This is a genomic window from Mycobacterium sp. ACS4054 (genome assembly GCF_001667275.1).
In the GTDB taxonomy this organism is placed as follows: Bacteria; Actinomycetota; Actinomycetes; order Mycobacteriales; family Mycobacteriaceae; genus Mycobacterium.
This window is the reverse complement of sequence record NZ_LZHV01000071.1, coordinates 1-26617: the sequence shown is the minus strand read 5'-3', so window position 1 is coordinate 26617 and position 26617 is coordinate 1. Positions and strand designations below refer to the sequence as shown.

Below are 26617 nucleotides of genomic sequence, written 5' to 3'. Positions count from 1 at the left end.
GGCCAATGTCGACGCCGAACCCGCCCGGAGACCCGTCCGGCGAACCGCCCGGAGGCTGGCGGCCGCCGCCTCCGGGGTTTCCGCCGCCGCAGCCCTATCCCGGCTATCCGTATGGGAGCTACCCCGGATACGGCGATCCCCATGCGCCGTACGGGCGGGATCCCGTCACCGGCCAGCCGCTGTCGGATAAGTCGGCCTCGACGGCCGGCCTGCTGCAGCTGTTCTTCGGGTCGTTCGGGGTCGGCCGCTTCTATCTCGACTCGACTCAAATCGCCGTCGCGCAGCTGTGTCTGGGCCTGTTCGGGTTTCTGTTCACACTGTTTTGCTTCGTGGGTTTCCCGGTGCTGCTCGCCGGCATGATTTGGGGCATCGTCGACGCCATCATGATGTTCACCGGCAGCGTCACCGACAAGTACGGCCGCAAGTTGCGCTAGCCGGGAACCGCTCCGATGGGCGCCGGGTGACGAGGCGATAACAATTCCCACGTCAAGCTGGCGCGACGCGCTGAGCAAATCCCGGGGAAATCGCCGGGGAAATTTATCGTCACATCGTGCAACGACGAACGGCCCTCAAGCTGCCACTTTTCCTGGCGGCTGGCACCGCGCTGGCGCGAGCGCCCCGCGCCTCCGCCGAGGAAGCGGGCCGGTGGCCCGCCGACCGCGCCAACCGCTGGTATCAGGCGCAAGGTTTCCTCGTCGGATCGAACTACATCACCTCCAACGCCATCAACCAACTCGAGATGTTCCAGGCCGACACCTACGACCCCCGTCGCATCGACGCTGAGCTCGGCTGGGCCCGGTTCTACGGGCACAACACCGCGCGGGTGTTCCTGCACGATCAGCTGTGGGCCCAGGATCAGCGCGGCTTCCAGACGCGGCTGGCGCAGTTCGTCGACATCGCCGCGCGGCATCGCATCAAGCCGCTGTTCGTCTTCTTCGACTCGTGCTGGGACCCCGCCCCCAAGGCGGGCCGGCAGCGGGCCCCGACGCCCGGGGTGCACAACTCCGGCTGGGTGCAGAGCCCCGGGGCCGAACGGCTGGGTGATCCCCGCTACGCCGGCGTCATGCGCGACTACGTCACCGCGGTGCTGACCCAGTTCCGCAGCGACGACCGCGTTCTCGGTTGGGACCTGTGGAACGAGCCCGACAACCCCGCGCGCCAGTATCGCAACGTCGAGCGCAGCGACAAGGATCAGTTGGTCGCCAACCTGCTCCCCCAGGTGTTCCGTTGGGCGCGCGCGGTGGATCCGAGTCAGCCGCTCACCAGCGGCGTGTGGCGCGGCGACTGGGGACAACCCCAGGGCCGCAGCGCAATTAGCGACATTCAGCTGGCCAACGCCGACGTGATCACGTTCCATTCCTACGCAGATCCCGCGGGCTTCGAGAACCGGATCGGCGAGCTTGCCCCGCTGGGGAGGCCGATCCTGTGCACCGAGTACATGGCCCGGCCCAGAGGCAGCACGGTGGAGGGAATCCTCCCGGTGGCCAAGCGGCACAACGTCGGTGCCATCAACTGGGGCCTGGTCGCGGGCAAAACGCAGACCTACTTTCCGTGGGAATCGTGGGACCACCCGTACACGGCGATCCCGAAGGTCTGGTTCCACGACTTGCTGCGGCCCGACGGCCGGCCGTTCCAGGACACCGAGGCGCTGACGACCCGAAAGCTGGCCGGCAGCCAGGCCTGAGCGGGGCTCTGGCGGGGCTGAGCGGTCCAATTACGTCCTCGACCAGCGCGAATGCGGTATAGGCTTGCCCCGTAGAAGGGGGCGGCGATGTTTGTGGCGTTGAGTAACCGCTGACGGTGCGATGACGCTGGCAAACTTGAGCGAAGCGGAGTTGATCGGCGCAGCCGGCGGCGATCCCTGGGCGATCAACCACAGCCTCCAGGCCGGAAGCCCGTTTCAGATCTCACGTCTCGCGGAGGCCTTCCATGGCGCCGGCCGACACACGGTCGAAGCCGACCACGCCTTCGAGCAAGCCAGAAAACGCTTCGAGGCGTCGTGGAACCACCAGAACGGCGACAATCCGATCAACGACTCCGCCGAGGTACAGCGGGTGACGAAGGCCCTCGGCGAGCAGTCCGAGCAGTTGCCCAAGATCGGCGCGGACCTGGAAACCATCGCCGCCGCGTTGGCCGACGCGCAAAAGCAAGGCACCGCAGAGATCGCCGCCTTGGACCACCAGCTGCAGGTGCTCGACAAGATCATCGGAGCGGCGAAGAAGGATTTGGAGGATCGCAGCCTTTCCGCGAAAGACCGCGCCGCCCTCGAGAACCTGATCAAACTTGCGCATGCCGACGCCGTAGACGACGTCCGCGATGCCCTCAAGCAGATGGAATCGATCCGCAACGCGTACTCCGACACCTTGCACAAAGCGCTGGGCTCGTTGCACACCGAGGGTTACGACCCGCCCCCACCCGTCGACGACACGATGGAGCGTCCGCTGCGCGGTGAGGTCCGCGACTTGGGCCCGATTGCCGGGACAGGAGGCGTACCCGGCATCCCGGGGATCGGAGCGGCGGACCTCGGGGAGATCGTCGAGGTGCCCGGGCAGCCCGGGAAGTTTCTCGCAATCTTCGGGGATTCGTTCTCCGGCAACAAGGTTGGCGACGGCCAGCATTACCGGTCCGTCGCCGTGCCGGTGACCTTCGATGCCGACGGACGACCGCATTTCGGCGCGCCACTGACCGGACCGGAAGGCAGCGGTCACGAGCTGTTCACGATGCCGTCCGAGGCGGTCAAGGCGGGAATCACCGACACGCTGCCCGCCGGGACGATCACGCTTGGGAACAAGACCTACATGATGGTGACCGGCACCAAAGGGGACCTTCAGCCGGCGGGTTCGTGGCTGGTGGAAGTAAACGGCGACCCCGGCAAGGGGTGGACGATGGTGCCGGGCTCCTTCCGGGCCGCGACAGACGCGCCCAGCCAAGTCAGCGGCTACAAAGGGTCGGACGGCAAGGTATACATCGCGGCGGATTCCTTCGACCGCAGCCGGGGCGTCACCATGTATCGGGCGGATCCGGACAAGGTGTTCGATCGCAGCAGCTGGCAACCGTGGACCGGGAACTCCTGGGGACAGTCCGGCCAACCAGCCGCACCCGTAACCACTGACCGCTACGGCGAACTCAGCTTCCGTGAAATCGGTGGTAAGCCGGTCTTGTCCGGTTTCAATGTCGACGCCCAGGGCGGCCGCATGGAAGTGCGGGTCGGGTCGAATCCGACGGGTATCTTCGGCAACGTGCCGACTACGATTGTGGCGCAGAATGGCGATCCGGTTGCACCGAAGTTCCTGCCCCAGCCGTACGGTGGGTACATCATGCCCGGCTCAACACTGGATGACCTCAAAGTGCTTGTAAGTCAATGGAATACGGGGAAGGACAGTAGCGGGGTGCCGGTCGGCATGCCCTATCTGACTCGAGAATTACAAGTCAACCCGTTCCAGTGAGCACCTGAGATGAGGGGCCCTACGCGTCGGAGAGGAACATCATGATCGCAAAGACAATCACCGGCTTCAGCGCAGTCATGGGCGCGGCGTTGACAGCGGCAGGCACGGCGCACGCCGACGCTCCCAGCTTTCCCGACCTCAGCAAGGACACGCCCGCCAATGCTAAGGACTACGAGATCCTGGTGCCGAATCCGGGACGGCAACCGTTACCCACGGTGTATTTCCTCACGCCAGACGGCATCGTCTGCAAGTTCACGCTCGATCAGGCATCGTGCAGTGGGAACAACTTGCCGGACATACCGCCGGCGGCGTCAAACCCCGAATCCGGGATCACCGGCGTCAATTGGATCGGCACCACGAGCGGGCTCAATCAGACGAGCGGCGGCGAACCGTCGCGCGTGATCGCCGGACAGCCTGTCAAGACGCTTCCCCCCGCCCACTCGCTTACCGTGAATGGCTTCGTCTGCGGGGTCGACGATTCGGGGACGACCGCGTGCAAGGATCCGCAGGGGCGTGGCTTCGTGCTCTCACCGCGCGGCTCCGGCTGGCTGCCCCACGTGTAAAGCCTGTTTCACGCGGCCTTGATTGTGCGTACGGTCTTGGCGAGAAGCTCGTCGAGAGTATTCAGCGGCAGGGGCGGCGCGTCCCCATTGAACAGCCACCCGCCCACGCTCGAGCTGCTGATGACGATCAGCCCCCGCACCTGGGTGACCCTCAGCGCCTCGATGCCCTCGCCACATTGGGCATGCCCGCGTACCTCGACCTCCCGCATCCACTGATGCGTGAGCCGCACCGTGTCCTCGCCTTCGGCGACAGCCGAATCCGCTTGCAGTGCTTGATGATTCTCTCGGTCGGCACAGACTGGGGGCTTCTCGCCCAGATGCGCCGAACATGTGCCGACCTCGCGCCGCAGATCGGCCACGAAGTCGTCGCCCGCATGCGGCCGGGCGATCGTCACCTTGGGTCGTGGCGGTTTCCCGGCGTTGTCCCACTTCGACGGGTCGAAGTTCTGCCAGCCCGCCAGGGGGTCGTACCGCGGGATGGGGACGTGGCCGGCGGACGGGCAGAGCGACCACGACGCGCCACCCGGATCGGCTGCGAGGCTGGCGTTGTCGTTGGAAGCGGTTGATATGGCGATGTCCACCGCCAGCGCCGGCAGCAGCGTCGAGATTTGCGCCTGATTCCAGTCGGCGAGCATGGGCGGCAGCGCCGAGCGCGGCCGGGGATGACCGGCCGCGCCGATCAATCCCGACAAGAGTTGGTCACGCGAGGCCCGCGACGGATCGGGTGTCCGGTACCAGGCCTGCACGATCACCCGGTTGGGAAGCACCGTCGCCGCCATGTTGACGACGGAGGGCCATTGGCCGGTGTCCCCCGCTTGATACTGGGTCAGCGCGGCGCTCGATTCGCCGACCAGCCAACCTTGGCTGCCGGCGCTGTCGATCGGATGGGCGACGGCCCACATGGGGCAGTGCTGAGACCACGCGGCCATCGCGCCGGTGACGTCGTCACCGTCGCTTGCGACGGTAAGGCGGACCCGGACGACGTCGGCGTCGTGGGCGGCGAATCGCTTGCTGACCGAACCCCCATTGGCGTCCGTAGCCTGGTTGTATTCCACATCGACTTCCGGTTTGTCGGTCGCCCCGAAGCGTGGCAGCCGTTGGCAGTCTTCGGGCGCGGACCCGCGGCCCGGAAAGGGCGGTTCGGCCCCGAAGCCCGGATGGGCCTCGTAGACGCTGACGCCGCCGAACAAGTTGTCCTCGACGTCACTCAGCCCGGGTACGCAGCGCGCCAACCGATCTGGAGCGCAATCCCCCGTCGCGGCCGGCGCGGCCGAGAGTGTGGCCGGACTGGACTGCGATTCATGCTTTTGGTTGGTGCAAGCGCCCCCGGTCAACACGAGCGCCGCGGCGATCACCGCACCGAGGAAACCGCGACCAGCCGACGTCACGACTCGACTCTATGTCACCGTTTGATCGAGAGCGCAGAAACGAGCCACGAAACAGCTTCCAAACCAATGACTTTAGAGAGCCGCGAAATCGCCCACCGCGGTCATCTTGTTGCCGTCCGAGGCGGTGGCGAAGCCGCTCGTGGTGAAAGCACAATTCACGATCAGCCCCCGGTGCGGGGGGCTGTGCATCCACGAGTCAAGTGCCTGGGCGGGATTCGCTGCCGATCCGGTGCCCCAATAGACGATCTCCCCCGTGGCATGCGATCCGGTGTAGCCGGCGTCCGCGATGCGCGTCTGCGGCGAAGAACCATCCGATCCGATGTGCCCACTCAGACCGGTGTGCAGCAGATCGTCGGCGTGCCGCTGCGCCGCCGCCCGCAGCCGCGGGTCGTCCGCGAGTGGCCCGCAAGGCTGACGAAGTCCGTTGACACCGCTGTACAGCGCCGTACCGAAATCGTCTGCGCGCGCGACGGATTCAGCAATACCGCCCGGAATCGGCACCAGGGCAACACAAAGCGAGAAGACCGCGACAATCTCGACTTTCTTCGTCATGTAAGCCTCTTGCTGCGCGCTTTGCAGTTATCCGTGAGTAGATGCTATCCACGGCGGACCGACCTTGGCCACTCATGGCGATCATTCAATGCACGGGCAGATGCCGGATTCGGTCGGTCCCACTTGACGAAAACCGGACTTTGCTGCAGCCACCGAGCTATGCTCCGCAAATGGGGGCGCTGAAGAGCCAGGAGCGCGGCTTTTCTCGGCTTCTCGTCGGCAAGGCCAACGAGACGTACGTGATGCTTGCTCGGGAGTTCCACAACAGATTCCTGTACCGGTATCTGACCCACCGGCTTGCCTCGGACGACGTCGTATTTCTCAATTACGGGTACGAAGAGGATCCCCCGATGGGCGTCCCCCTGTCTCCGTCCGACGAGCCCAACCGGTTCTTTATTCAGCTCTATCGCCGCGTGGCGACCCAGGTGGATCTCAACGGCAAGCAGGTGCTCGAGGTCGGCTGCGGGCATGGCGGTGGGGCGTCATACCTCACGCGCGCCCTGCACCCGGCTTCATACACCGGAATGGATTTGAACCCAGCCGGCATCGCCTTCTGCCGAGAAAGGCACAGGGTGGCCGGACTGGACTTCGTGCAAGGTGACGCCGAGGATCTGCCGTTCCCCGACGAATCCTTCGACGCGGTGATCAACATCGAATCCTCGCACCTGTACGCCGAATTCCCGCGATTCCTCACCGAGGTGGCGCGTGTGCTGCGACCGGGGGGACATCTTCTGTACGCCGACTTCCGATTCACGGGCGGCATCGCCGCATGGGAGGCGCAGTTGGCCAACGCGCCGATGCGGATGCTCTCGCAGCGCCTGATCAATGCAGAGGTCGCGCGCGGCATGGAGAAGAACTCGCACTGGTGGAAGGCGTTTATGGACGCCATCGTGCCGGCATTCGCGCACGGCTTCGCGTTGGTCCCTGGCTACCAGCTGGTGTGGAAAACGCATCAGAGCCTGCAAAGTGGGGGCGTGACGGATTACCGGATGTACTGCTTACAGAAGTGATGAGGCCGCTGGGCCGAGGTTCAACGCAAGTTCGTCAGTGTCAGCTGTCGCCGGTGATGGTCGTAGTGCTGACCGGGGTAGCGGTAAACATCCTCCAACGTCATGAAGTCGTGGAAGTAGGGATCCCAGTGTTCGGGATAGTGCATGCCGCGTTTGAAGGCGTCGTCTGGCGCTCGACGAAGCGACCGTTGTAGCGATTCGATTATCCGGTCCAGCTTGGCAGCCATCCGTTTCCGGTTGTAGACGCAAGCGGCGAGCCGCGATCCATGAAAGTTGACCGCATGAAACGCCGGCGTCGTCGCATTCAGCATCCGGGCGAAGCCTCGGCTGACCGCGTCGGGAAGCCGGTCGAATACGCGCACCAGCAACAGCAGGCGTTGCACCACCATGTATCCGAACACCATGTGAAACAACAATTGCTCGTTGTTCCACCTGGTTCCGTTGGTGGGCTTGCTCCAATCATCGTCGTCGGCCATCGCGATGAGACGGTGGAAGTCGATGCGGGCTCGTTCGAGATCGGCGGCGATCGTGTTGCGATCGATTGACTGCGGCATGTCTTGCCTAGGGTTTGCGTGACGCGATCACCTTCATCATCGTCCGATCAGTCGCGTTGGGCATGCCGACAGCCTCACGAGCGATGGAAATTCATCCGGCGGAGCCGCAACGTACTCCGGCGGTGATGGCGGTGGCGGAGGGATTTGAACCCTCGGACGGTGTTAGCCGTCACACGCTTTCGAGGCGTGCTCCTTAGGCCGCTCGGACACGCCACCGCCGAGCAGCTTACCGAACCGTTGGCCGCTTACCCCAATCGCTGGCGGGCGAAGAAGGCCTCCAGCGGTGCGGCGCACTCGTCGGCGAGCACCCCGCCGCGCACTTCCGGCCGATGATTGAGCCGCCGATCGCGCACCACGTCCCACAGCGACCCGACCGCGCCCGTCTTCGGCTCCCACGCCCCGAACACCAGTCGGCCGACGCGGGCCAGGACCAGCGCGCCGGCGCACATGGTGCACGGTTCGACGGTGACGGCCAGCGTGGCGCCCTCCAGCCGCCAGCCGTCGCCGAGGGCGCCCGCCGCCGCGCGCAGCGCCAGGATCTCGGCGTGTGCGGTGGGATCGCCCAGGGCTTCGCGGGCGTTGACCGCGCGGGCCAGCTCGGTGCCGTCGGCGCCGACCACCACCGCGCCGATGGGCACGTCGCGGGGGCCCGCAGTCGCGGCGACCGCCAACGCGGCGCGGATCAGATCCTCGTCGCTCGCGATCACCGACCGGGTTTGATGGCGGCGACCCGCTGCGCCCGGCTCCGCCGCGCTTGCGATCACCGACCGATGCGGTCGATCACGGCCGACAGCTGGTCGGCGAAACCCATCTCCCGCGCGATGCGGCCCAGCTGCTCGTCCGCGTACAGGTCGGCCTCGTCGAGAATGACCCCCAGCACCGCCTCGGGCAGCCCGATGTCGGACAGCAAGCCGAGGTCGCCCTCCTCGAAGGGGTCGGAATCCTCCAGGTCTTCGGGGTCGATGTCGGCGTCCAGCTTGTCCAGCACCTCGGCGGCGATGTCGTAATCCAGTGCGGCGGTGGCGTCCGACAACAGCAGCCGCGTTCCCGACGGCGCGGGGCGCACGATCACGAAAAATTCGTCGTCCACGTCGAGCAGCCCGAAGACGGCGCCGGCGCTGCGCAATTCCCGCAGCTCCGTCTCGGCGGCCTTGAGGCTCAGCAGCGATTTACGGGCCATTGGAGAGCATCGCCACTGGCCCTCTTCGCGCACGACCGCTACGCCGAAACCGTCCGGCGTATCGGCGGACAGCCCTTGGGCTGGGGCTCGTTGTGCTCCCATGGCCGCTTACGGTAGTCGCAGAACAGGCCCCCTGACCAGACGGCGCGAGACGAACCGGGCGCCGCGGCAACATCTGGGCGCACCCCCGCCACCGGTTTGTGCCAACCTTAGGTCTGTGGCTAGCCCTGCTTCTCAAACACCGGTGTGCGTGCTCGGGTTGGGCCTGATCGGGGGGTCGATCATGCGCGCCGCCACCGCGGCGGGCCGAGAAGTGTTCGGCTACAACCGGTCGGTGGAGGGCGCGCAGGGAGCCGCCGCCGACGGTTTCGACGCGACCACCGACCTGACCGCGACGCTGAGCCGCGCCGCCGACACCGGCGCGCTGATCGTCCTGGCGGTGCCGATGCCGGCGATGGCCGGCATGCTCGCCCACATCGCCGAACTCGCGCCGGCCTGCCCGCTGACCGATGTCACCAGCGTCAAGAAAGCGGTGCTCGACGAGGTCGCCGCGGCCGGTCTGCAGGAACGCTTCGTCGGCGGCCACCCGATGGCGGGCACCGCGCACTCCGGCTGGGCCGCCGGCCACCCCGGGCTGTTCACCGGGGCGCCCTGGGTGCTCAGCGTGGACGACCACGTCGATCCGGCGGTGTGGTCGATGGTGATGGCGTTGGCGCTGGACTGCGGCGCGGTGGTGGTGCCGGCCAAGTCGGACGACCACGACGCCGCGGCGGCCGCCATCTCGCACCTGCCGCACCTGCTCGCCGAGGCGCTGGCGGTCATCGCCGGGGAGGTCCCGCTGGCGTTCGCGCTGGCCGCCGGGTCCTTCCGCGATGGGACGCGGGTGGCGGCCACCGCCCCGGACCTGGTTCGGGCGATGTCCGAGGGCAACGCGGATCACCTGGTGCCGGCCGTGGACCGGGTCATCGAGCTGTTGAGCCGGGCCCGCGAGTCGCTGGTGGAGAACAACTCGGTGGCCGAACTCGTCGAGGCGGGCCACGCCGCCCGGACGCGCTACGACAGCTTCCCGCGATCCGACGTCTTCCACGTCGTCATCGGCGCCGAAAACTGGCGTGAGGAGCTGGCCGCCGCCGGCCGGGCCGGCGGGGTGATCAGATCCGCTCTGCCAACCCTGGATAGTCGACGATGAACCCCTCTTCGTCGACGCTGACCGTGGTGTCGGCGACCGGGGAGCGCAGCTTGATGCCCTCGAGGCCGCCCGAGCTGGTGTAGCTCACGACGTCTGGGGTGATGGACATGTCGGGCAGGTTGACGTACACCACCGGCAGCGTCACCGACTCCGCCTGCTCGTGCAGGCCGCGCCGCCGGATGGGCAGCGCGTTGAAGAACGGGCTGAACACCACGTCGCAGTCGAGCGCGCCGTTGTACCCCGCGCGGTGCTCGCCCTGGTGGTCGGTGACCAGCCACATGTTCTCTTCGTCACGCGCGATGGACAGCACGCGTTCCCGCTCGGCGAGCGTGACGGTCATGCCGAGCCGCTTGGTGGCACCGGTCTCGTCGGTCTGCAGGTCGTAGTACGCGCCGAACGCCGGGTTGGTCGCGGTGGCCGCGGCAACGATGCGGCCGTTGGCCTTGATTCTCTTGCCGGACACCTGGATTCGTACCGATTCCATCCGCGATACGTCCTGTGCACGCCAGGTGAGCATCGCCTGCCACACGCGCCGAGTCGAATCAGGGGAATCTGCGTTCACTCATCTACCGTAAATCGTGCCCGCGAAGCGTGCGGGAAGTGTCCGATAAGTGTGGCGCAGTCGACCGGTGCCCGGCGCCGACGCCCACACCGCCAACGCCAGCAGCCCGTCGAGCGCCAGCGCCAACACGGCCACCATCAACGCGCCGACCAGGGCCAGATGGAACTCGCGCTCCTTGATCCCGTCGATCAGGTACCTGCCCAGCCCGCCCAGACTCCCGTAGGCCGCGACCGTCGCGGTGGCGACCACCTGCAGCGTGGCGCTGCGCAACCCACCCAGGATCAACGGCAGCGCGTTGCGCGCCTCCACCCGCAGCACCTGGACCTCCGTCATGCCCATCGCGCGGGCGGCGTCGACCACGGTCGGGTCGACGTTGGCGATCCCCGCATAGGTGCCGGCCAGCAGCGCCGGGACACCCAGCAGCATCAGGGCGACCAGTGGCGGCCCCATCCCGAGCCCGAACAGCAGCGTCCCGAGCAGCAGCACGCCCAGCGTCGGCAGGGCGCGTAACCCGTTGACCGCCCCAACGACCAGCAGCGTGCCGCGCCCGGTGTGCCCGATGACGAGCCCGGCGGGGACGGCGATCAGCGCCGAGGCGCCCACCGCGATGGTCGTGTATTCCAGGTGCTCCAAGACGCGCGCGGCGAGCCCGACCGGGCCGGTCCAGTTGTCGGCGGTCAACAGGTAGGAGATGGCGTGCTGCACGAAGTTCATCGCGCGCCGCCCACGATCGGGGCCACCACCGAGCGCCGCCACGGCGCGCGCGCCGCGCGTTCCCACGGCGTGACCAGTTTCCCGGCGACCACGAGCAGCGCGTCGATGACGACCGCGAGCAGGAACAGCGCGATGATGCCGGCGAGAATCTGATCGCTCTTGTTGGTCTGGTAGCCCTCGGTGAACCAGGTGCCCAGGCCGCCGATGCCGATCACCGAACCCACCGACACCATCGCGATGTTGGTGACCACCACCACCCGCAGCCCGGCCACCAGCACCGGAATCGACAGCGGCAGTTCGACTTTCAGCATCCGGGTGATCGGCGGGTAGCCGACCGCGGTGGCGGCGTCGCGCACCTGCGCCGGCACCGCGTCCAGCGCCTCGAGGACCGCCCGCACCAGCAGCGCCGCGGTGTAGGCCGTCAGCGCCACCATGACGTTGGCCTCGTCGAGGATGCGGGTGCCGATGATCATCGGCAGGACGACGAACAGCGCCAGCGACGGGATGGTGAATACGACGCTCGCGGTTGCCGTGGTCAGCCGGCGGGCGACGGGCGCCCGCCGGACCGCCGCGCCCAGCGGGACGGCGATCGCCAAGCCGATCAGCACCGGCACCAGCGACAGCCGCAGGTGGACGACAAGCAGCGCCCAGGCGTCGTCGAGGTGGGTGAGCAGGTAGCGCATCGCTTACCCCCGCCGTTGGGCTTCCACTGCGGCCAGCACGTCGCCGGCCAGCACCCCGCCGATGACCCGGCCGCCGTCGTCAACGGCGACGCCCACCCCGGACGGCGACGACAGCGCCGCGTCCAGCGCGTGGCTGAGATTGCCGCCGGGCCGAAACAGCGACCCGATGCCGCTCATGCTGTCCGACAACGGCGCACCGCCGCGGTGCCGGCGCAGGCCGTCGGTGTCGATCCAACCGATCGGCATGCCGGCGGCGTCCACGACCACCGCCCACCCGCCGGAAAGTGCGTCGGGGAGGTCGTCCGCCGGGACGCGCGTGACGTCGTGCCGCGGCAAGCCGGCCGCGTCGATGAGTTGCAGCCATCGATAGCCGCGGCCGAGACCGATGAACCTGGCCACGAAATCGTTGGCCGGCCGCGACAACACTTCGGCGGGCTCGTCGTACTGCTGCAGCGAACCGGACCGGAACACCGCGACCTGGTCGGCCAGTTTGAGCGCCTCGTCGATGTCGTGCGTGACGAACACGATCGTCTTGTGCAATTCGCTTTGCAGACGCAGGATTTCGTTCTGCAGCTCGACGCGCACCACCGGGTCCACGGCCGAGAACGGTTCGTCCATCAACATGATGGGCGGGTCGGCGGCCAGCGCGCGCGCCACGCCGACGCGTTGTTGCTCACCGCCGGACAGCTGGGCGGGGTAGCGGGTGGCCAGCTTGGTGTCCAGGCCCACCCGTTCGAGCACCTCGTAGGCGGCGGCGCGGGCCGCCCGCCGCGACTGTCCCTTCAGCACGGGAACCGTTGCGACGTTGTCGATTACCCGCAGGTGCGGCATCAGGCCGGCATGCTGGATGACGTAGCCGATGCCCAGGCGAAGCCGCACCGGGTCCAGGGTGGACACGTCCACCCCGTCGACGGTGATGGTGCCCGACGTCGGTTCGATCATGCGATTGACCATCCGCAGCGCGGTGGTCTTGCCGCTGCCGGACGAGCCGACGAATACCGTCAGCTTTCCGTTGGGGACCACCAGGCTGAGCTGGTCCACCGCGGTGGTGCCGTCGGGGAAGGCCTTGGTGACGTTGTCGAAGACGATCATCGGCCGACTGGGTGGTTGAAGCCGTTGTCCCGCAGCCAGTTCCGTGCCGCCTCGTCGGGGTCGATGCCTGAGTTTCCGGCCACGGCGGCGTTGAGTCCGGCCACCCCGGGGGTGGTCAGCTTCGCCGACACGGCGTCCAGCACCCCCTTGAGGCGGTCCGACTTCTTCTGCGAATTGACCAGCGGCACAATGTTGCCGGCCAGGAAGTTGTGCTCGGGGTCGTCGAGCACCACCAGTTGGTTCTGCGGGATCGCGGGGGACGTCGTGAAGATGTTCGCGGCGTTTACCCTTCCTTCCACCAGCGCACGCACCGTGACGGCGCCGCCGCCGTCGTTGATGGCGACAAAGTTGCCCGGCCGGATGTCGAGTCCGTACTTCTGCCGCAGCCCCGGCAGGCCGGCCGGTCGGGTCGCGAACGCCGAGGGCGCCCCGAACCGCACGTCGTCCGAGTGTGCCGCCAGGTCGGCGATTGTCTTCAGCTTCCACGCATTAGCGGTTGCGGAGCTCACGGTCACGGTGTCAGTGTCGGTGGCCGGCGACGGGGTCAGGATCGACAGGTCGCCGGGCAGCCTGCGGTCGAGCTCCAGCTCGACGGCGTCGAGCATGGTCGCCGTCGACTGGGGTGCGAAGTAGAGCAGCAGGTTGCCGATGTACTCCGGCACCAGGTCGATCGAGTGGTCCTTGAGCGCGGGGATGTAGGTTTCCCGGCTGCCGATGCCCATCCGCCTGCCGACCTCGAACCCGTTGGCCTGCAACGCTTGCGCGTAGATCTCGGCGATGATTTGCGACTCCGGGAAGTCGCCGGATCCCACGACGATGGATTTGGGGCTGCCGACCTCGGCGCCCAGCGGGTCGGAACTGCTGCACGCCGCGAGCACGCAGATCGCCGTCAGCCATACCGCCGCCTGGATGATCGCGCGGTGCGCGCGCGACGTCATCCCCATACCGCCGACAGTAACGCCAGAATCGCGGCGGTGCGGGGGCGCGCCGGGCCGGTTGCGCGGTTTGGTTTCATTCTGTGCCGGATGGGACAAAGATGGCACTATGAGCAGCCCCAGCCCTGACTCGCCCAGCCAGCCGCATCGCGAGCACGCAGCGACGCCCTCGACGGGTGCGGCACCCAGGGAACCGGCCATCGGGTTCACCCGCGCCGGTGCGCTGTGGTCGTCCCTGATCGCCGGCTTTTTGATCTTGATCCTGCTGCTGATTTTCATCACCCAGAACACGACGTCGACGCCGTTCCAGTTCTTGGGCTGGCACTGGAGTCTGCCGCTGGGGGTGGCCATCCTGCTGGCGGCGGTGGTCGGCGGCCTGATCACGGTCGCCGTCGGCACCGCGCGCATCCTGCAGCTGCGCCGCGCCGCCAAGAAGCACCACGCGGCGTCGCGCTAGTGGCCTAGCCGGGAAGCTTGGCCAGCTCCGCGAGCCCCCGGGAAATCAGCGGCGCCACGACCTCCGGCATGTGATCGGAGTCCAGTCCGCGCGCCTGGTCCGACATCCGCCGGCGGAAGTCGATGCCGGCGGCGATGATCGCGAGCTTGAAGTACGCCAGCGCCATGTAGAACTCCCAATGCGCCAATGGCAAACCGGCGACCAGTGAATACCGGTCGGCCAGCTCGTCGGCCGTCGGCAGCAGCGGCGACGTCCAGGCGGCTTGCGCGTTGACGATCAGGTCCAACGCCGGGTCGCGGTAGACGCACATCAGCGCCGCGTCGGACAGCGGGTCCCCGAGGGTGGACAGCTCCCAGTCGACGACGGCGCGAACCTTCGTCGGGTCGTCGGCGTCCAGAATGGTGTTGTCGATCCGGTAGTCGCCGTGCACGATCGACGTGCGGCTTTGCCGGGGAATCGCTTGCTGCAGACCGGAATGCAGGCGCTCGACATCGGCGTCGCGACGGTCGTCGGGCAGCCGCACCAACGCCCACTGCGACCCCCACCGCCGCACCTGGCGCTCCAGGTAACCGCTGGGCTTGCCGAAATCGGCCAGGCCGACGGCCTCGGGGTCCACGCTGTGCAAATCGACCAGGACCCGGATCAGCGAGTCGACGCAGCCCCCGATGACGGTGTGGCTGAAGGCTTCCAGCTGGGCGCGCCGGCGCACCACCTGCCCGGCGACGAACTCGACGATCTGGAACGGCGCCCCCAGCACCGCGTCGTCCTCGCACAGCGCGATCGCGCGCGCCACCGGAACGGGCGTGTCGCGCAGCGCCGCGACCACCCGGTACTCGCGGGCCATGTCGTGGGCCGACGGGGTCAGCCCGTGCAGCGGCGGGCGCCGCACCAGCCAACTGGTCGCGTCGTCGTAGACGCGGAAGGTCAGATTGGATCGGCCACCGGAGATGAAGTCCGCGCGCAGCTCGCCGACGCGTCCGATGCCCAGCGAACGCAGATAGGAGTCCAGCGAGGCCAGGTCGAGACCTTCGAGTTGGTCAGCTGAAGTCACCGGACTTGTTTACCACCTTTGATTTCGCGGCAGCAGGTCCCACACGTGCTCGACCCCGTTGACCCCCGCCACCGTCGCCTGACCCGATCGCGAGAACAGCAGCCGGGTCACCGACGCGTAGTCGACGGGGAACGACAGCAGCCGGGCGGTCCCCAGGATCTGGTGCAGCAGCACGTTGATCACGCCGCCGTGGCTGAAGACGGCGACGGTGTCCTCGGGGTCGACGGAGGCGACGAGGTCGTCGACCGCCGCGCGCACCCGGGCGAGAAACGCGTCCTCGTCGACCGCGCTGGGCAGATGCCCCTGCGCCAGGCGCGCCCACTCTTCGGGCATCTCCTGGCGGATCTGCTCGACGGGGATGTACAGCGGAAGGTCGCGATCGTATTCGGCGAACCGGTCGTCGATCTCGACGGCGAGCCCCCGCGCCGCCGCCACCGGTTCGGCGGTCTGGATCGCGCGCCGCTGCGGGCTGCTCACCACCCGGGAAATGGGAAACCGGTCCAGCGCCTTGGGCAGACGCTCGGTCTGCGCCAATCCCTCGTCCGACAGGTCCGGGTCGGAGCCCTCGCCGTGTTCGCTGCGCAGCGGCAGCGCGTGCCGGACCAGAAGCAATTGCATGTGTTCGTTCCTGTCTGTGGTTCAGCGCGACGTGTTCATTCAAGGCTCCTCGAGGGGCCCCCGCAGAATAGGGCTCAGGGGAAGGCCGATCGCGAGGAGGACGAATGACCGGGCCGAGCATGGATTGGGACGCCGCATACCGGCAGGAAACGCCGCCGCCGTGGAGCATCGGCCGGCCGCAGCCCGAGCTGGCGGCGCTGATCGACCAGGGCAAGATCCGCGGCGACGTGCTGGACGCGGGCTGCGGCCACGCCGCCCTGTCGCTGGCGCTCGCCGAGCGGGGCCACACCGTGGTCGGCCTGGACGCCAGCGCCACAGCCATCGAGGCCGCGGCCGCCGCGGCCGCGGAACGGGGGCTGACCACAGCGACTTTCGCCCAAGCCGACGTCACCAACTTCCGCGGCTATGACGACCGCTTCTCGACTGTCCTGGACAGCGGGCTGCTGCACGCGCTGCCGCCGGAACGGCGCCAGGATTACCTGCGGTCGATCTTCCGGGCGGCCGCCCCCGGCGCGACGCTGTACATCCTGGCCTTCGCCACCGGCGCGCTCGGCGACGCGAGTCAGGGCGGCCCGCGCGGCTTCGCCGAAGCCGAGTTGCGTGACGCCGTGTCGGAGCTCTGGCGGGTCGACGACCTGCGGCCGGCCAAGGTCTACGGCAACGCTTCGCCCGACTACCCGCTGCCGCACCTGGAACACGACGGCGACGGCCACTTCATGGCGCCGGGCTTTCTGCTCAGCGCCCACAAGCCGGGCTGATCCGGCCCGCCCACGCTGCGGAGAATGCTATTCTCCGCGCAGAGAGTGGGGTGTGCGGATGACGACGGTAGGTCAGACCCAACTGGACGCGGGCGTGCTTGGCCGCTGGCTGGACTCAAACGGCGCCCCGGGAAACGGTGCACCACCGCGGCTGGAGCAGCTGAAGGGCGGCTCGCAGAACACGCTGTATCTGCTCGACCGCGGCGGTGAGCGGATGGTGTTGCGCATGCCCGGCGCCCGCGCCGACGCCGCCCGCATCGACGGCCTGCTGCGCGAGATCCGCTTGGTGCGCGCGCTGTCCGGCACCGACGTCCCGCACGCGGCGCTGATCGCCGCCGACGACACCGGCACCGTGCTCGGCATGCCGTTCTACGTCATGCAGGCCATCGACGGGTGGAGCCCGATGGACGGGGGCTGGCAACCACCGTTCGACACCGACCTTGCCGCCCGGCGCGGGCTGGCCTTCCAGCTCGTCGAGGGCGCCGCCAAGCTGGGCCGGGTGGATTGGCGGGCCCAGGGCCTGGACGGTTTCGGCCGCCCGGACGGCTTCCACGAGCGGCAGGTCGACCGCTGGCTGGCCTTCCTCGACGCCTACAGGGTGCGCGAACTGCCCGGCCTCGAGGAGGCCGCCGACTGGCTGCGCAACAACCGCCCGGCGCATTACCGGCCGGGCATCATGCACGGCGACTACCAGTTCGCCAACGTGATGTTCGCGCACGGGGAGCCGGCGCGACTGGCCGCGATCGTCGACTGGGAGATGACGACGGTCGGCGACCCGCTGCTGGACCTGGCGTGGTGCCTGCTGGGCTACGACGGAGAGGAGCCCCGCGCCGACGGATTCTATCTGGACATGGGCGGCATGCCCAGGCGCGGCGAATTGCTCGAGCACTACGAGCGGATCAGCGGGCTGTCGACGGAGAACATCGACTATTACCTGGTGCTGGCGAATTGGAAGCTCGGCATCGTGCTGGAGAAGACCTATGCGGCCGGCGTGCGAACCGGCAAGGTGGACTCCAAGATTCAAGGCGCCTTCGGGGCGATGATCCCCCAGCTCATCGCCACGGCGGCCGAGCTGGCGAGGGCACACTGAAATGACCTACGCGGAGCGGCTTTTCGACCTCACCGACCGGGTGGTGCTGGTCACCGGCGGCAGCCGCGGGCTGGGCCGCGAGATGGCGTTCGGCGCCGCCCGCTGCGGCGCCGACGTGGTGATCGCCAGCCGCAACATGGACAACTGCGTGGCCACCGCCACGGAGATCGAGGCCGAGACCGGGCGCGCAGCCATGCCGTATCAGGTGCACGTGGGCCGCTGGGATCAGCTGGACGGCTTGGTCGAGGCGACCTATGACCGGTTCGGCAAGGTCGACACCCTGATCAACAACGCCGGCATGTCGCCGCTGTACGACAAGCTGACCGACGTCACCGAGAAGCTGTTCGACGCGGTCGTCAACCCGAACCTCAAGGGACCGTTCCGGTTGTCGGCCCTGGTTGGCGAGCGCATGGTGGCGGCCGGGCGCGGGTCGATCATCAACGTGAGCACGGCCGGATCGCTGCGCCCGACACCCGACATCGTCCCCTATGCCGCCGCCAAGGCCGGCCTCAATGCCATGACCGAAGCCTTGGCGAAGGCGTTCGGGCCGGCGGTGCGGGTCAACACGTTGATGGCCGGCCCGTTCCTGACCGACGTGAGCAAGGCCTGGAACCTCGAGGCGGCCCACGGCAAGCCGTTCGCGCACCTGGCCCTGCAGCGGGCCGGGGATCCGGCCGAAATCGTGGGCGCTGCACTGTTTTTGGCGTCCGATGCGTCCAGTTTCACCACCGGCTCCATCCTGCGCGCCGACGGCGGAATCCCCTAGCAGATAGGAGCGATCGAATGTCTTGGGACTTCTCCACCGAACCGGAATTTGCCGAAAAGATCGGCTGGGTCCGCGAGTTCGTCCGCCAGGAGGTGGAACCCCTCGAGGTGCTGTTCCCGGGTTGCGAGTTCCTGCCGCTGAACGACGAGCGCCGGCGCATCGTCGATCCGCTCAAGCAGCAGGTCCGCGACAAGGGCCTGTGGGCGCCGCATTTGGGCCCCGAACTCGGTGGCCAGGGCTTCGGCGCGGTGAAGCTGACGTTGATCAACGAAATCCTGGGCCGCAGCCCGTGGGCGCCGATCGTGTTCGGCACCCAGGCGCCCGACACGGGCAACGCCGAGATCATCGCCCGCTTCGGCACGCAGGAACAAAAGGACCGCTATCTCGCCGGGCTGTTGTCCGGGGAGATCTTCTCGTGCTTTTCGATGACCGAGCCGCAGGGCGGGGCCGACCCGCGAGTCTTCCGCACGCGCGCCTTCCGTGATGGCGACGACTGGGTGATCACCGGGCGAAAGTACTTCTCCTCCAATGCCTCCGTCGCGTCCTTCTTCATCGTCGTCGCGATCACCGACCCGGACGTGCCCGTCCACCGCGGCGCCTCGACCTTTCTGGTGCCGGCCGGTAGCGAGGGGCTGACCATCGAGGCCACCCATCACCTGGTCGGCGCGCTGCCGCACGAGCCCGGGCACTCGCTGGTGCACTACGACGGGGTCCGGGTGCCGTCGGACGCGCTGCTGGGCGAAGCAGGGCAGGGCTTCATGATCCTGCAGACCCGGCTCGCCGGTGGGCGCCTGCACCACGCGATGCGCTCGATCGGGGTGGCCCAACGCGCGGTGGAGATGATGGCCCGGCGCGCCAAAAGCCGTTTCACACAAGGTAGTTCGCTGGCCGACAAGCAGCTGGTGCAGGCGTTCATCGCCGACTCCTACACCGAATTGATGCCGTTCCGGTTGGCGGTACTGCACGCGGCATGGCTGATCGACACCGCCGGGGAGCACGCGGCACGCGCCGAGATCGGCGCGTGCAAGATCTTGGCGTCGCAGGTGCTCAAATCGATTGGGCTGCGCGCGATCCAGGTGCACGGCGCCCTCGGCACCACCGATCAGCTGCCGCTGGTCAACGTGTTGCTCGGCGGGGTTGCGCTCGGGCTGGCCGACGGGCCGACCGAGGCCCACAAGGTGAACCTGGCCCGGCTGCTGCTCAAGGGGTACGAGGCCGAGGACGCCGAATGGCCGAGCGAACTGCTGGACATCCGGCGCGAGGCCGCCCGGTCCAAGTACCGCGACCTCATCGACCGGGTTCCGGCGCTGCCCGATTCGCCGTGAGTAGCAGGGTGACCGCGGCGGTCGAGCGGGCGCTCGACGACCGCCAGCGCGAAGCCACCGAAGAGGTCGAGCGCATCCTGGCCGCCGCGGTGCGCGTCATGGAACGCGTTGCGCCCGAACCGCCGCGGGTCAGCGACATCGTCGCCGAGGCCGGCTCGTCGAACAAGGCGTTCTACCGCTATTTCGCCGGCAAGGACGAACTCATCCTGGCCGTGATGGAACGCGGGGTGGGCATCGTGGTTTCCTACCTCGAGCACCAGATGGCCAAGGAGCCGAAGCCCCGGGACCAGGTCGCGCGCTGGATCGAGGGCACGCTCGCGCAGGTGGCCGACCCGCACCTGATCAGCATGAGCCGCGCGGCCGCCGGGCAGATGTCGGCCGGCACGAATTGGCGGGCGGCGGATCAGGAGATGATGCGGCCGCTGCGCGATCTGCTCGTCGAACCCGTTGCGGCGCTGGGCAGCAGCGACGTCGAGCGGGACGTGGACGCCGTGTTCAGTTGCACGGCGGCGACGATGCGCCGATACGTGGGCTCGGGCGACCGGCCGAAGCCCGACGACATCGCACACCTGGTGCAATTCTGTCTACGCGGCCTGGGGGTCCGTTGATGCGCGCGGTCGTCTGCCGTTCCTATGGCACCCCGGAAGATCTGGTTCTCGAGGATGTCGACGATCCCGTGGCCGGTCCCGGGCAGCTGTTGGTGCGCGTCCACGCCGCCGCCGTCAACTTCCCCGACGTCCTGTTCATCGCCGGCAAGTATCAGGTCAAGATCCCGCCGCCGTTCATCCCGGGCAACGAGATCGCCGGTGAGGTGATTGCCGCCGGCGACGGCGCGCCGTTTCGCCCGGGTCAGCGCGTCGCCGGAACCACTTTCGGGGCGTTCGCCGAGCAGGCGCTGCTGGACGCGAGCCAGGCGACGCTCGTCCCCGACGACGCCGACTTCGCCTCGGCGGCCGCCTTCGGCGTCACCTACCGCACCGCGTATCACGCGCTGCGCTCGACCGCCCCGGTGGCGCAAGGGGATTGGGTGGTCGTGCTGGGCGCGGCGGGCGGCGTCCATCTGGCCGCCGTCGACCTGGCCGTCGCCCTGAAAGCGCGGGTGCTCGCCGCGGCGTCGAGCCCCGACAAACTCGAACTCTGCCGCCAACGCGGCGCCGAGGCGACCGTCGACTACGACCGGGAGGACTTGAAGGCACGCATCCGCGAGCTCACCGGCGACGCCGCCAGGGTGGTCATCGACCCGGTGGGCGGGCCGTACGCGGAGCCGGCGCTACGCGCGCTGGCACGCGGCGGCACCTTCGTCACGCTGGGCTATGCGGCCGGGACGATACCGGCCATCCCGCTGAACCTCGTTCTGCTCAAGGACATCTGCGTGCGCGGCATGGAGATCCGCACCTTCATGACCGACCATCCCGACGAGGCCGTCCGCGACATGCGGGAATTGTCGGAGATGTTCGCCGCCGGAACGATCCGGCCGTACATCGGGGCGCGATTCCCGTTGTCCGACACCGCAGCCGCGCTGCGGCATGTGGCGGACCGCAAGGTGCTGGGCAAGGTCGTCATCGACGTCACGGCGTGACGATGTTGAAGCTCGGGTCCGGCTGGTCCAGCACCCCCAAGAAGGCCCGCAGCGCGTCCTGGTCGCCGGATATCTGCAGGCCGGGCGAGGCGAAGTCGCCCAGCGCCGCCGTGAGGATCCGAGACTTGCTGTCCAGCTTGACCGTAACGGTGGCCGTCTCCGGATCGGCCGCCGCCCTGCGGTACACCAGCACCCCGTTGCGCAGGGTGAGCCGGTAGTTGACGGCCAGGTCCGCGAAGGCGATATCGATGGCGACGTCGAGATCCCAGCTTCTCGGCCCGTCGACGCGGATGGCGAGGCTGTCGAAGATCTGCTCCGGCGTCAACTGGGACAGCATGGTGGGCGAGGCGACCTGAGCCGCGGTGCCGAAGTTGCCGCTGCGCAATTCGGTTGCGCCGCTGAGGAAGAAGTTGCGCCAGGTCGCGTTCTCCGCGCCGTAGGCCAGCTGTTCGAGCGTGTCGGCGTACAGCTCGCGGGCACCGGCGTGCCCGTCGTCGGCGAAGGTCGCGTGATCCAGCAGCGTTGCCGCCCAACGAAAGTCGCCGGCGTCGTACGCCGCCTGAGCCAGGCCCACGACCCGGTCGATTCCACCCATCGCCTCGACGTAACGCGGCGCGAGGGCCTCCGGCGGATGCGGCCACAACCGGGCCGGGTTGCCGTCGAACCAGCCCATGTAGCGCTGGTAGACCGCCTTCACGTTGTGGCTGACCGACCCGTAATAACCGTGGGTGTGCCAAGCGCGTTCGAGCGCGGGCGGCATCCGGAACATCTCCGCGATCTCCACCCCGGTGTAGCCCCGGTTGAGCAGTCGCAGCGTCTGGTCGTGCAGGTAGGCGTACATATCGCGTTGCAGGGATAGAAACTCGACGATGCTGTCCCTGCCCCAGGTCGGCCAGTGGTGGGAGGCGAACACCACGTCGGCGCGGTCGGCGAAGGTGTCGATCGCCTCGGTGAGGTAGCCGGACCAGGCGTGCGGGTCGCGCACCAGCGCGCCGCGCAGCGTAAGCAGGTTGTGCAGGTTGTGCGTGGCGTTTTCGGCCATGCACAGCGCGCGGAAAGCCGGGAAGTAGAAATGCATTTCGGCCGGGGCCTCGGTGCCGGGCGCCATCTGGAATTCGATCTCCACGCCGTCGATGGTGTGCTTCTCGCCGGTCTCACGGATGTCGATGGTCGGGACGATGATCGCCACCTCGCCGGTGGACGGGGCCTGACCCAGCCCGCAGCCCACCTGGCCCATTGGGCCGCGCGGCAGCAGGGAGCCGTACATGTAGGTCGCGCGGCGCGTCATGGCCGGGCCGGCGTACACGTTCTCCTGCACGGCGTGCTCGACGAAACCCTCCGGCGCCAGCACGGCCACCGCACCGGAGTCGACCTCCGCCTGCGAGGTGACGCCCAGGACGCCGCCGAAATGGTCCACATGGCTGTGCGTGTAGATCACCGCGACGACGGGGCGGTCGCCGCGGTGCGTGCGGTACAGGCCCAGGGCGGCGGCCGCGACCTCGGTGGAGACCAGCGGGTCGATGACGATGATGCCGGAGTCCGTTTCGACGAACGTGACGTTGGAGATGTCGAGCCCACGGACCTGGTAGATGCCCGGAACCACTTCGTAGAGACCTTGTTTCGCGGCCAGCGTCGACTGCCGCCACAGGCTGGGGTGCACCGACGTCGGAGCGGGGCCGCCGAGGAAGGCGTAGGCGTCGTTGTCCCACACCACCCGTCCGTCGGCCGCCTTGATGACGCACGGCGACAGGGCGGCGATGAAGCCACGATCGGCGTTGTCGAAGTCCGCGTCGTCCTCGAATGGCAGCGCGTGCGCGCCGTGTGCCGCCTCGATGACCGCGGTGGGGCGTTTGTGTTCCACGCCAATACATTGCCATTGCGCGGCCATTCCGCACAGCGTTCATTGGCAACCGACCAATGAACAGGCAAACAATTACCTCGAACCCTAGATATTGAGTCCAGTTAAGCCGCATACTGCCCAGACGGCCCTCAATGCCGAGGGTCGCAACTTTCGGGCGAAGGAGAACACGTGAAGCGTGGACTGATGGTCGCGGCGGTTGGAGCGGCAGTTCTAGCCGCCGGTATTTCCGGCTGTTCCAGCAACAAGTCGAGTTCGGGCGGTTCGGGCACTAGTTCGGCCATCAACACCTCGGCGGGCGCTGCCAGCGGAACCAAGGTCCTCATCGACGGCAAGGACCAGAACGTGAGCGGCTCGGTCGTGTGCACGACCGCAGGCGGCAACGTGAACATCGCGATCGGCGGCGCGGCGACCGGAATCGCCGCCGTGCTCACCGACGCCAACCCGCCCCAGGTGAAATCGGTTGGGCTGGGCAACGTCAACGGCGTGACGCTCGGCTACACCTCCGGGACCGGCCAGGGCAACGCCTCCGCCGAAAAGAACGGCAACAGCTACAAGATCACCGGCACAGCCACCGGGGTCGACATGGCCAACCCGATGCAACCGGTGAACAAGCCGTTCGAAATCGACGTCAACTGCTCTAGCTAGCTGAGCTCGCGGGCGGTTGCCACCCGTTCAGTGGCAACCGCACCGTGAACTCGGTATGGCCGGGTGAACTTTTTACCGTGATCGTGCCGTCGTGCGCCTTGACCACAGCGGACACGATTGCCAGACCCAGTCCGGTGCTGCCGCCCTTGCGTGAACGCGAGGTGTCTCCGCGGGCGAACCGCTCGAACACCTCGGACTGCAACGCCGCCGGGATGCCGGGTCCGTTGTCGATGACCTGCAGCACGGTGTGTGCCGGCTCGGTGCTCAACCGCGTGGTCACCACCGTGCCCGCGCCGGTGTGCAGGCGGGCGTTGGCGAGCAGGTTGGTCAGCACCTGGTGCAGCCGGGCGCCATCACCCGTGACGATCACGGGCTCCTCGGGCAGGTCGAGCTCCCATTGATGGTCGCCTCCGGCGACGTGCGCGTCGTTGACCGCGTCGACCGCCAGCCGCGACAAATCGACCGGTTCGCGTTCCAGCGGCCGGCCGGAATCCAGGCGGGCCAATAGCAGCAGGTCCTCGACCAGGCGCGTCATCCGTTCGGTCTCGGAGGCCACCCGGCTCATCGCGTGGGCTATTGCCTCCCGGTCTCCCCCTTCGCGGTCCATGCGCTGGGTGAGTTCGGTGTAGCCGCGGATCGCGGCCAGCGGCGTGCGCAGTTCGTGACTGGCGTCGGCGACGAACTGGCGGACCCGGGTCTCGCTCGCCTGCCGCGCCGACAGCGCGGCCGCGATGTGGTCGAGCATCCGGTTGAGGGCCGACCCGAGCTGGCCCACCTCGGTGGCCGGGTTCGCGTCGGATTCGCGGACCCGGACCGGCAGCTGGACCTCACCGCGGTCCAGCGGCAGGTCGGCCACGTTGCTCGCGGTCTGCGCGACGCGACGCAGCGGCGCCAGCGCCCGCCGGATGATGATCACCCCGGCGATGGTCGCGGCCGCCAGCGCTATCACGGTGACGATCGCGAAGATGATCAGCATCCGGATCAGGGTGGCGTCGACGTTGGACATCGACAGGCCGGTGACGATGATGTCGCCGCCGTTGCGGCTCGGGGCCGCCACCACCCGGTAGCGGCCGAGGCCGTCCAGGTTCAGGGTGACGGGCGCGCGGCTGTCGGCGATCTGTTCCAGTTGGGTCTGGGCGGTTGAGGTCAGTGCGGCCCGGGTCCCACTGCTGGTGAGGTAGCCGGCGTCGACCGTCTTGCCGTGGTTGACCACCGCGGCGACCATGCCGGCCGGCTGACCGGGGGCGTCCAGGAATCGGGGACCCGGGCCGGGCCGCTGATAGTAGGAGTGGTCGCGCCGCGGCCGGTTCGGTTCGGGGTACATCAGCGCCGACCGGAACGACGTGCCGGCGAGTTGGCCGTCGAGCTGCTTCACCAAGTGGTGGTTCAGCGCCAGCTCGGTCACCGCGGTGATGCCGACGCACACGATGGCCAGCACGACGATCTGTCCGACCAGCAGCCGCAGGCGCAGCGACCAGACCCGGCGCGAGCTGGCCAACGGTCGCGACCCGCGGCGCCCGGCTTCGCCGCGCTTGCGATCGCTCCTACTCGACGGTCGCGACCCGCGGCGCCCGGCTTCGCCGCGCTTGCGATTGCTCCTACTCGACGGTCGCAACCCGCGGCGCCCGGCTTCGCCGCGCTTGCGATCGCTACTAGCGGGCGGGCTTGAGGACATAGCCCGCGCCTCGCAGCGTGTGGATCATGGGCTCGCGGCCGTTGTCGATCTTCTTGCGCAGGTACGAGATGTACAGCTCGACGATGTTGGACCGGCCGCCGAAGTCATAACTCCACACCCGGTCGAGAATCTGGGCCTTGCTCAGCACCCGCTTGGAATTGCGCATCATGAAGCGCAGCAACTCGAATTCGGTGGAGGTCAACGCGATCGGCTCGCCGGCGCGGGTGACCTCGTGACTGTCCTCGTCGAGCACCAGGTCGCCGACCACCAGTTGCGCGCCGCTGTCCACCGTCGTCACGCCGGTGCGCCGCAACAGCGCCCGCAGCCGCAGCACCACCTCTTCGATACTGAACGGTTTGGTGACATAGTCGTCGCCGCCCGCGGTCAACCCGGCGATGCGGTCTTCGACGGCATCCTTGGCCGTCAGCAGGAGCACCGGCAGCTGGGGGTTCTCCTCGCGCAGCTTGTGCAGGACGTCGAGCCCGCTCATGTCGGGCAGCATCACATCGAGGACGACCACATCCGGGCGCTGGGCGCGGGCCGCGGCGATAGCCGATGACCCGTCACTGGCCGTGGCGATGTTCCAGCCCTCGTACCGCAGCGCCATCGACACCATCTCGGCCAAGACGGACTCGTCGTCCACCACCAGAACGTTGATCGGATTGCCGTCGGCGCGACACATGACAACCCGCTCGACGGACGCTCGCGGCTGTGTCACACGTTCCAGTATGCGCACCGTGCTGAGCCGTGGCTATGGCTTACCTTTGCGCTACCTGTGAACGGGAAACGCGGGGCGGGCCCGCAGTAGGCCGGATGCCTGTTAAACCCCCACGAAGCAAATAAAAATAAACCGCCGCGCCCGCGGGCCCCCCCCCCCCCCCCAAAAAAAAAAAAAACGGCCCCACACAAAGGGGGTGGTATAGG

Annotated in this window: 29 protein-coding genes and 1 tRNA gene; 14 read left to right on the top strand and 16 right to left on the bottom strand. The window is 68.0% G+C overall.

Annotation, left to right across the window (positions count from 1 at the left end):
- Positions 1–5: 5 nt before the first annotated feature.
- The 4 genes from A5730_RS22465 to A5730_RS22450 all read left to right on the top strand — a co-directional run bounded on the left by A5730_RS22465 (position 6) and on the right by A5730_RS22450 (position 4009).
- Entirely contained in the window at positions 6–434 is a 429-nt protein-coding gene (locus tag A5730_RS22465) for a TM2 domain-containing protein (RefSeq protein ID WP_067905456.1), read from the top strand.
- 116 nt (positions 435–550) lie between these two features.
- Positions 551–1684, top strand: coding sequence for a 1,4-beta-xylanase (locus A5730_RS22460; RefSeq protein ID WP_067905454.1), 1134 nt, complete (start codon positions 551–553; stop codon positions 1682–1684).
- A 121-nt stretch (positions 1685–1805) separates the two neighbouring features.
- A complete protein-coding gene (locus A5730_RS22455) occupies positions 1806–3446 on the top strand; it encodes a DUF4185 domain-containing protein (protein WP_067905452.1) in 1641 nt (546 codons plus the stop codon).
- 77 nt (positions 3447–3523) lie between these two features.
- Positions 3524–4009, top strand: coding sequence for a hypothetical protein (locus A5730_RS22450; protein ID WP_197506325.1), 486 nt, complete (start codon positions 3524–3526; stop codon positions 4007–4009).
- Between the two features lie 8 nt (positions 4010–4017).
- On the opposite strand, the gene A5730_RS25270 is transcribed toward A5730_RS22450, so the two are convergent.
- Positions 4018–5397: a hypothetical protein gene (locus tag A5730_RS25270; protein WP_231994772.1), complete on the bottom strand. Its 1380-nt coding sequence runs from the start codon at positions 5395–5397 to the stop codon at positions 4018–4020.
- A 72-nt stretch (positions 5398–5469) separates the two neighbouring features.
- Entirely contained in the window at positions 5470–5949 is a 480-nt protein-coding gene (locus A5730_RS22440; protein ID WP_197506320.1) for a CAP domain-containing protein, read from the bottom strand.
- A 242-nt stretch (positions 5950–6191) separates the two neighbouring features.
- Between A5730_RS22440 and mtf2 the strand changes: the two genes are divergently transcribed.
- The gene (gene mtf2, locus A5730_RS22435) at positions 6192–6959 is read left to right on the top strand and encodes a fatty-acid O-methyltransferase Mtf2 (protein WP_067905542.1); all 768 of its coding nucleotides are present in this window, start codon (positions 6192–6194) and stop codon (positions 6957–6959) included.
- Between the two features lie 20 nt (positions 6960–6979).
- Here the strand turns inward: mtf2 and A5730_RS22430 are convergent, their stop codons facing one another.
- The 4 genes from A5730_RS22430 to A5730_RS22415 all read right to left on the bottom strand — a co-directional run bounded on the left by A5730_RS22430 (position 6980) and on the right by A5730_RS22415 (position 8795).
- On the bottom strand, positions 6980–7513 hold the full coding sequence (locus tag A5730_RS22430) for a DinB family protein (RefSeq protein WP_197506319.1): 534 nt from the start codon (positions 7511–7513) through the stop codon (positions 6980–6982).
- A 126-nt stretch (positions 7514–7639) separates the two neighbouring features.
- Positions 7640–7729 (bottom strand) — tRNA-Ser (locus A5730_RS22425).
- 29 nt (positions 7730–7758) lie between these two features.
- A complete protein-coding gene (locus A5730_RS22420; protein ID WP_067905538.1) occupies positions 7759–8217 on the bottom strand; it encodes a nucleoside deaminase in 459 nt (152 codons plus the stop codon).
- 56 nt (positions 8218–8273) lie between these two features.
- Entirely contained in the window at positions 8274–8795 is a 522-nt protein-coding gene (locus A5730_RS22415) for a tRNA adenosine deaminase-associated protein (protein WP_066954912.1), read from the bottom strand.
- Between the two features lie 142 nt (positions 8796–8937).
- Between A5730_RS22415 and A5730_RS22410 the strand changes: the two genes are divergently transcribed.
- Positions 8938–9882: a prephenate dehydrogenase gene (locus A5730_RS22410; RefSeq protein ID WP_197506324.1), complete on the top strand. Its 945-nt coding sequence runs from the start codon at positions 8938–8940 to the stop codon at positions 9880–9882.
- Here the strand turns inward: A5730_RS22410 and A5730_RS22405 are convergent.
- Genes A5730_RS22405 through A5730_RS22385 form a run of 5 tightly spaced genes read right to left on the bottom strand, consistent with a single transcriptional unit; the run spans position 9845 to position 13877 of the window.
- Positions 9845–10399, bottom strand: a complete 555-nt coding sequence (locus tag A5730_RS22405; protein WP_082459870.1) for a putative glycolipid-binding domain-containing protein — start codon at positions 10397–10399, stop codon at positions 9845–9847. The genes A5730_RS22410 and A5730_RS22405 overlap by 38 nt on opposite strands.
- 45 nt (positions 10400–10444) lie before the next feature.
- Complete coding sequence (locus A5730_RS22400) at positions 10445–11158, bottom strand: ABC transporter permease (protein ID WP_067905536.1); 714 nt, start codon at positions 11156–11158, stop codon at positions 10445–10447.
- Positions 11155–11841 (bottom strand): ABC transporter permease, encoded by a 687-nt coding sequence (locus A5730_RS22395; protein WP_067905446.1) that lies wholly within the window; start codon positions 11839–11841, stop codon positions 11155–11157. Before A5730_RS22395 ends, A5730_RS22400 begins: the two co-directional genes overlap by 4 nt.
- Before the next feature lie 3 nt (positions 11842–11844).
- Entirely contained in the window at positions 11845–12933 is a 1089-nt protein-coding gene (locus A5730_RS22390) for an ABC transporter ATP-binding protein (RefSeq protein ID WP_067905444.1), read from the bottom strand.
- Entirely contained in the window at positions 12930–13877 is a 948-nt protein-coding gene (locus A5730_RS22385; RefSeq protein WP_067905442.1) for an ABC transporter substrate-binding protein, read from the bottom strand. The genes A5730_RS22390 and A5730_RS22385 overlap by 4 nt, the downstream gene beginning before the upstream one ends.
- 100 nt (positions 13878–13977) lie before the next feature.
- Here A5730_RS22385 and A5730_RS22380 point away from each other — a divergent pair, with 100 nt between their 5' ends.
- Complete coding sequence (locus tag A5730_RS22380) at positions 13978–14325, top strand: lipopolysaccharide assembly LapA domain-containing protein (protein WP_067905440.1); 348 nt, start codon at positions 13978–13980, stop codon at positions 14323–14325.
- Between the two features lie 4 nt (positions 14326–14329).
- Here A5730_RS22380 and A5730_RS22375 read toward each other — a convergent pair whose 3' ends face one another.
- Both A5730_RS22375 and A5730_RS22370 read right to left on the bottom strand, forming a co-directional pair.
- Positions 14330–15376 carry a phosphotransferase family protein gene (locus A5730_RS22375; protein ID WP_067905438.1) on the bottom strand — a complete coding sequence of 349 codons (1047 nt, stop codon included), beginning with the start codon at positions 15374–15376 and terminating at the stop codon, positions 14330–14332.
- Positions 15377–15385: 9 nt separating this feature from the next.
- Positions 15386–15994: a histidine phosphatase family protein gene (locus A5730_RS22370; RefSeq protein ID WP_067905436.1), complete on the bottom strand. Its 609-nt coding sequence runs from the start codon at positions 15992–15994 to the stop codon at positions 15386–15388.
- Between the two features lie 104 nt (positions 15995–16098).
- On the opposite strand from A5730_RS22370, the gene A5730_RS22365 reads away from it, so the two are divergent.
- The 6 genes from A5730_RS22365 to A5730_RS22340 are packed head-to-tail and all read left to right on the top strand — an operon-like array spanning position 16099 to position 21512.
- Positions 16099–16752: a class I SAM-dependent methyltransferase gene (locus A5730_RS22365; RefSeq protein ID WP_067905433.1), complete on the top strand. Its 654-nt coding sequence runs from the start codon at positions 16099–16101 to the stop codon at positions 16750–16752.
- Positions 16753–16810: 58 nt separating this feature from the next.
- Positions 16811–17842, top strand: a complete 1032-nt coding sequence (locus A5730_RS22360) for a phosphotransferase family protein (RefSeq protein WP_067905431.1) — start codon at positions 16811–16813, stop codon at positions 17840–17842.
- A 1-nt stretch (position 17843) separates the two neighbouring features.
- Positions 17844–18608, top strand: a complete 765-nt coding sequence (locus A5730_RS22355) for an SDR family NAD(P)-dependent oxidoreductase (RefSeq protein WP_067905428.1) — start codon at positions 17844–17846, stop codon at positions 18606–18608.
- Positions 18609–18625: 17 nt separating this feature from the next.
- Positions 18626–19933, top strand: a complete 1308-nt coding sequence (locus A5730_RS22350) for an acyl-CoA dehydrogenase family protein (protein WP_067905426.1) — start codon at positions 18626–18628, stop codon at positions 19931–19933.
- Positions 19930–20541, top strand: coding sequence for a TetR/AcrR family transcriptional regulator (locus A5730_RS22345; RefSeq protein WP_067905424.1), 612 nt, complete (start codon positions 19930–19932; stop codon positions 20539–20541). Before A5730_RS22350 ends, A5730_RS22345 begins: the two co-directional genes overlap by 4 nt.
- The gene (locus A5730_RS22340) at positions 20541–21512 is read left to right on the top strand and encodes an NADPH:quinone oxidoreductase family protein (RefSeq protein ID WP_067905422.1); all 972 of its coding nucleotides are present in this window, start codon (positions 20541–20543) and stop codon (positions 21510–21512) included. The genes A5730_RS22345 and A5730_RS22340 overlap by 1 nt, the downstream gene beginning before the upstream one ends.
- Here the strand turns inward: A5730_RS22340 and A5730_RS22335 are convergent.
- A complete protein-coding gene (locus tag A5730_RS22335; RefSeq protein ID WP_197506323.1) occupies positions 21502–23379 on the bottom strand; it encodes an alkyl/aryl-sulfatase in 1878 nt (625 codons plus the stop codon). The genes A5730_RS22340 and A5730_RS22335 overlap by 11 nt on opposite strands.
- 162 nt (positions 23380–23541) lie before the next feature.
- On the opposite strand from A5730_RS22335, the gene A5730_RS22330 reads away from it, so the two are divergent.
- A complete protein-coding gene (locus A5730_RS22330) occupies positions 23542–24018 on the top strand; it encodes a lipoprotein LpqH (RefSeq protein ID WP_055405309.1) in 477 nt (158 codons plus the stop codon).
- On the opposite strand, the gene A5730_RS22325 is transcribed toward A5730_RS22330, so the two are convergent.
- Together A5730_RS22325 and tcrX are read right to left on the bottom strand one after the other, a co-directional pair.
- A complete protein-coding gene (locus A5730_RS22325; RefSeq protein WP_067905418.1) occupies positions 24011–25516 on the bottom strand; it encodes a cell wall metabolism sensor histidine kinase WalK in 1506 nt (501 codons plus the stop codon). The two genes, A5730_RS22330 and A5730_RS22325, sit on opposite strands and share 8 nt — an antisense overlap.
- 154 nt (positions 25517–25670) lie before the next feature.
- Entirely contained in the window at positions 25671–26375 is a 705-nt protein-coding gene (gene tcrX / locus A5730_RS22320; RefSeq protein ID WP_055405310.1) for a two-component system response regulator TcrX, read from the bottom strand.
- Positions 26376–26617 lie beyond the last annotated feature (242 nt).

Coding starts and splice junctions, on each gene's coding strand:
- tcrX (WP_055405310.1), bottom strand. CDS start 26,375: ATGTGTCGCGCCGACGGCAATCCGATCAACGTTCTGGTGGTGGACGAC.
- A5730_RS22390 (WP_067905444.1), bottom strand. CDS start 12,933: ATGATCGTCTTCGACAACGTCACCAAGGCCTTCCCCGACGGCACCACC.
- mtf2 (WP_067905542.1), top strand. CDS start 6,192: ATGCTTGCTCGGGAGTTCCACAACAGATTCCTGTACCGGTATCTGACC.
- A5730_RS22355 (WP_067905428.1), top strand. CDS start 17,844: ATGACCTACGCGGAGCGGCTTTTCGACCTCACCGACCGGGTGGTGCTG.
- A5730_RS22360 (WP_067905431.1), top strand. CDS start 16,811: ATGACGACGGTAGGTCAGACCCAACTGGACGCGGGCGTGCTTGGCCGC.
- A5730_RS22350 (WP_067905426.1), top strand. CDS start 18,626: ATGTCTTGGGACTTCTCCACCGAACCGGAATTTGCCGAAAAGATCGGC.
- A5730_RS22395 (WP_067905446.1), bottom strand. CDS start 11,841: ATGCGCTACCTGCTCACCCACCTCGACGACGCCTGGGCGCTGCTTGTC.
- A5730_RS22385 (WP_067905442.1), bottom strand. CDS start 13,877: ATGGGGATGACGTCGCGCGCGCACCGCGCGATCATCCAGGCGGCGGTA.
- A5730_RS22370 (WP_067905436.1), bottom strand. CDS start 15,994: ATGCAATTGCTTCTGGTCCGGCACGCGCTGCCGCTGCGCAGCGAACAC.
- A5730_RS22455 (WP_067905452.1), top strand. CDS start 1,806: ATGACGCTGGCAAACTTGAGCGAAGCGGAGTTGATCGGCGCAGCCGGC.
- A5730_RS22400 (WP_067905536.1), bottom strand. CDS start 11,158: ATGAACTTCGTGCAGCACGCCATCTCCTACCTGTTGACCGCCGACAAC.
- A5730_RS22405 (WP_082459870.1), bottom strand. CDS start 10,399: ATGCTCACCTGGCGTGCACAGGACGTATCGCGGATGGAATCGGTACGA.
- A5730_RS22380 (WP_067905440.1), top strand. CDS start 13,978: ATGAGCAGCCCCAGCCCTGACTCGCCCAGCCAGCCGCATCGCGAGCAC.
- A5730_RS22415 (WP_066954912.1), bottom strand. CDS start 8,795: ATGGGAGCACAACGAGCCCCAGCCCAAGGGCTGTCCGCCGATACGCCG.
- A5730_RS22450 (WP_197506325.1), top strand. CDS start 3,524: ATGGGCGCGGCGTTGACAGCGGCAGGCACGGCGCACGCCGACGCTCCC.
- A5730_RS22440 (WP_197506320.1), bottom strand. CDS start 5,949: ATGACGAAGAAAGTCGAGATTGTCGCGGTCTTCTCGCTTTGTGTTGCC.
- A5730_RS22340 (WP_067905422.1), top strand. CDS start 20,541: ATGCGCGCGGTCGTCTGCCGTTCCTATGGCACCCCGGAAGATCTGGTT.
- A5730_RS22465 (WP_067905456.1), top strand. CDS start 6: ATGTCGACGCCGAACCCGCCCGGAGACCCGTCCGGCGAACCGCCCGGA.
- A5730_RS22430 (WP_197506319.1), bottom strand. CDS start 7,513: ATGCCGCAGTCAATCGATCGCAACACGATCGCCGCCGATCTCGAACGA.
- A5730_RS22365 (WP_067905433.1), top strand. CDS start 16,099: ATGACCGGGCCGAGCATGGATTGGGACGCCGCATACCGGCAGGAAACG.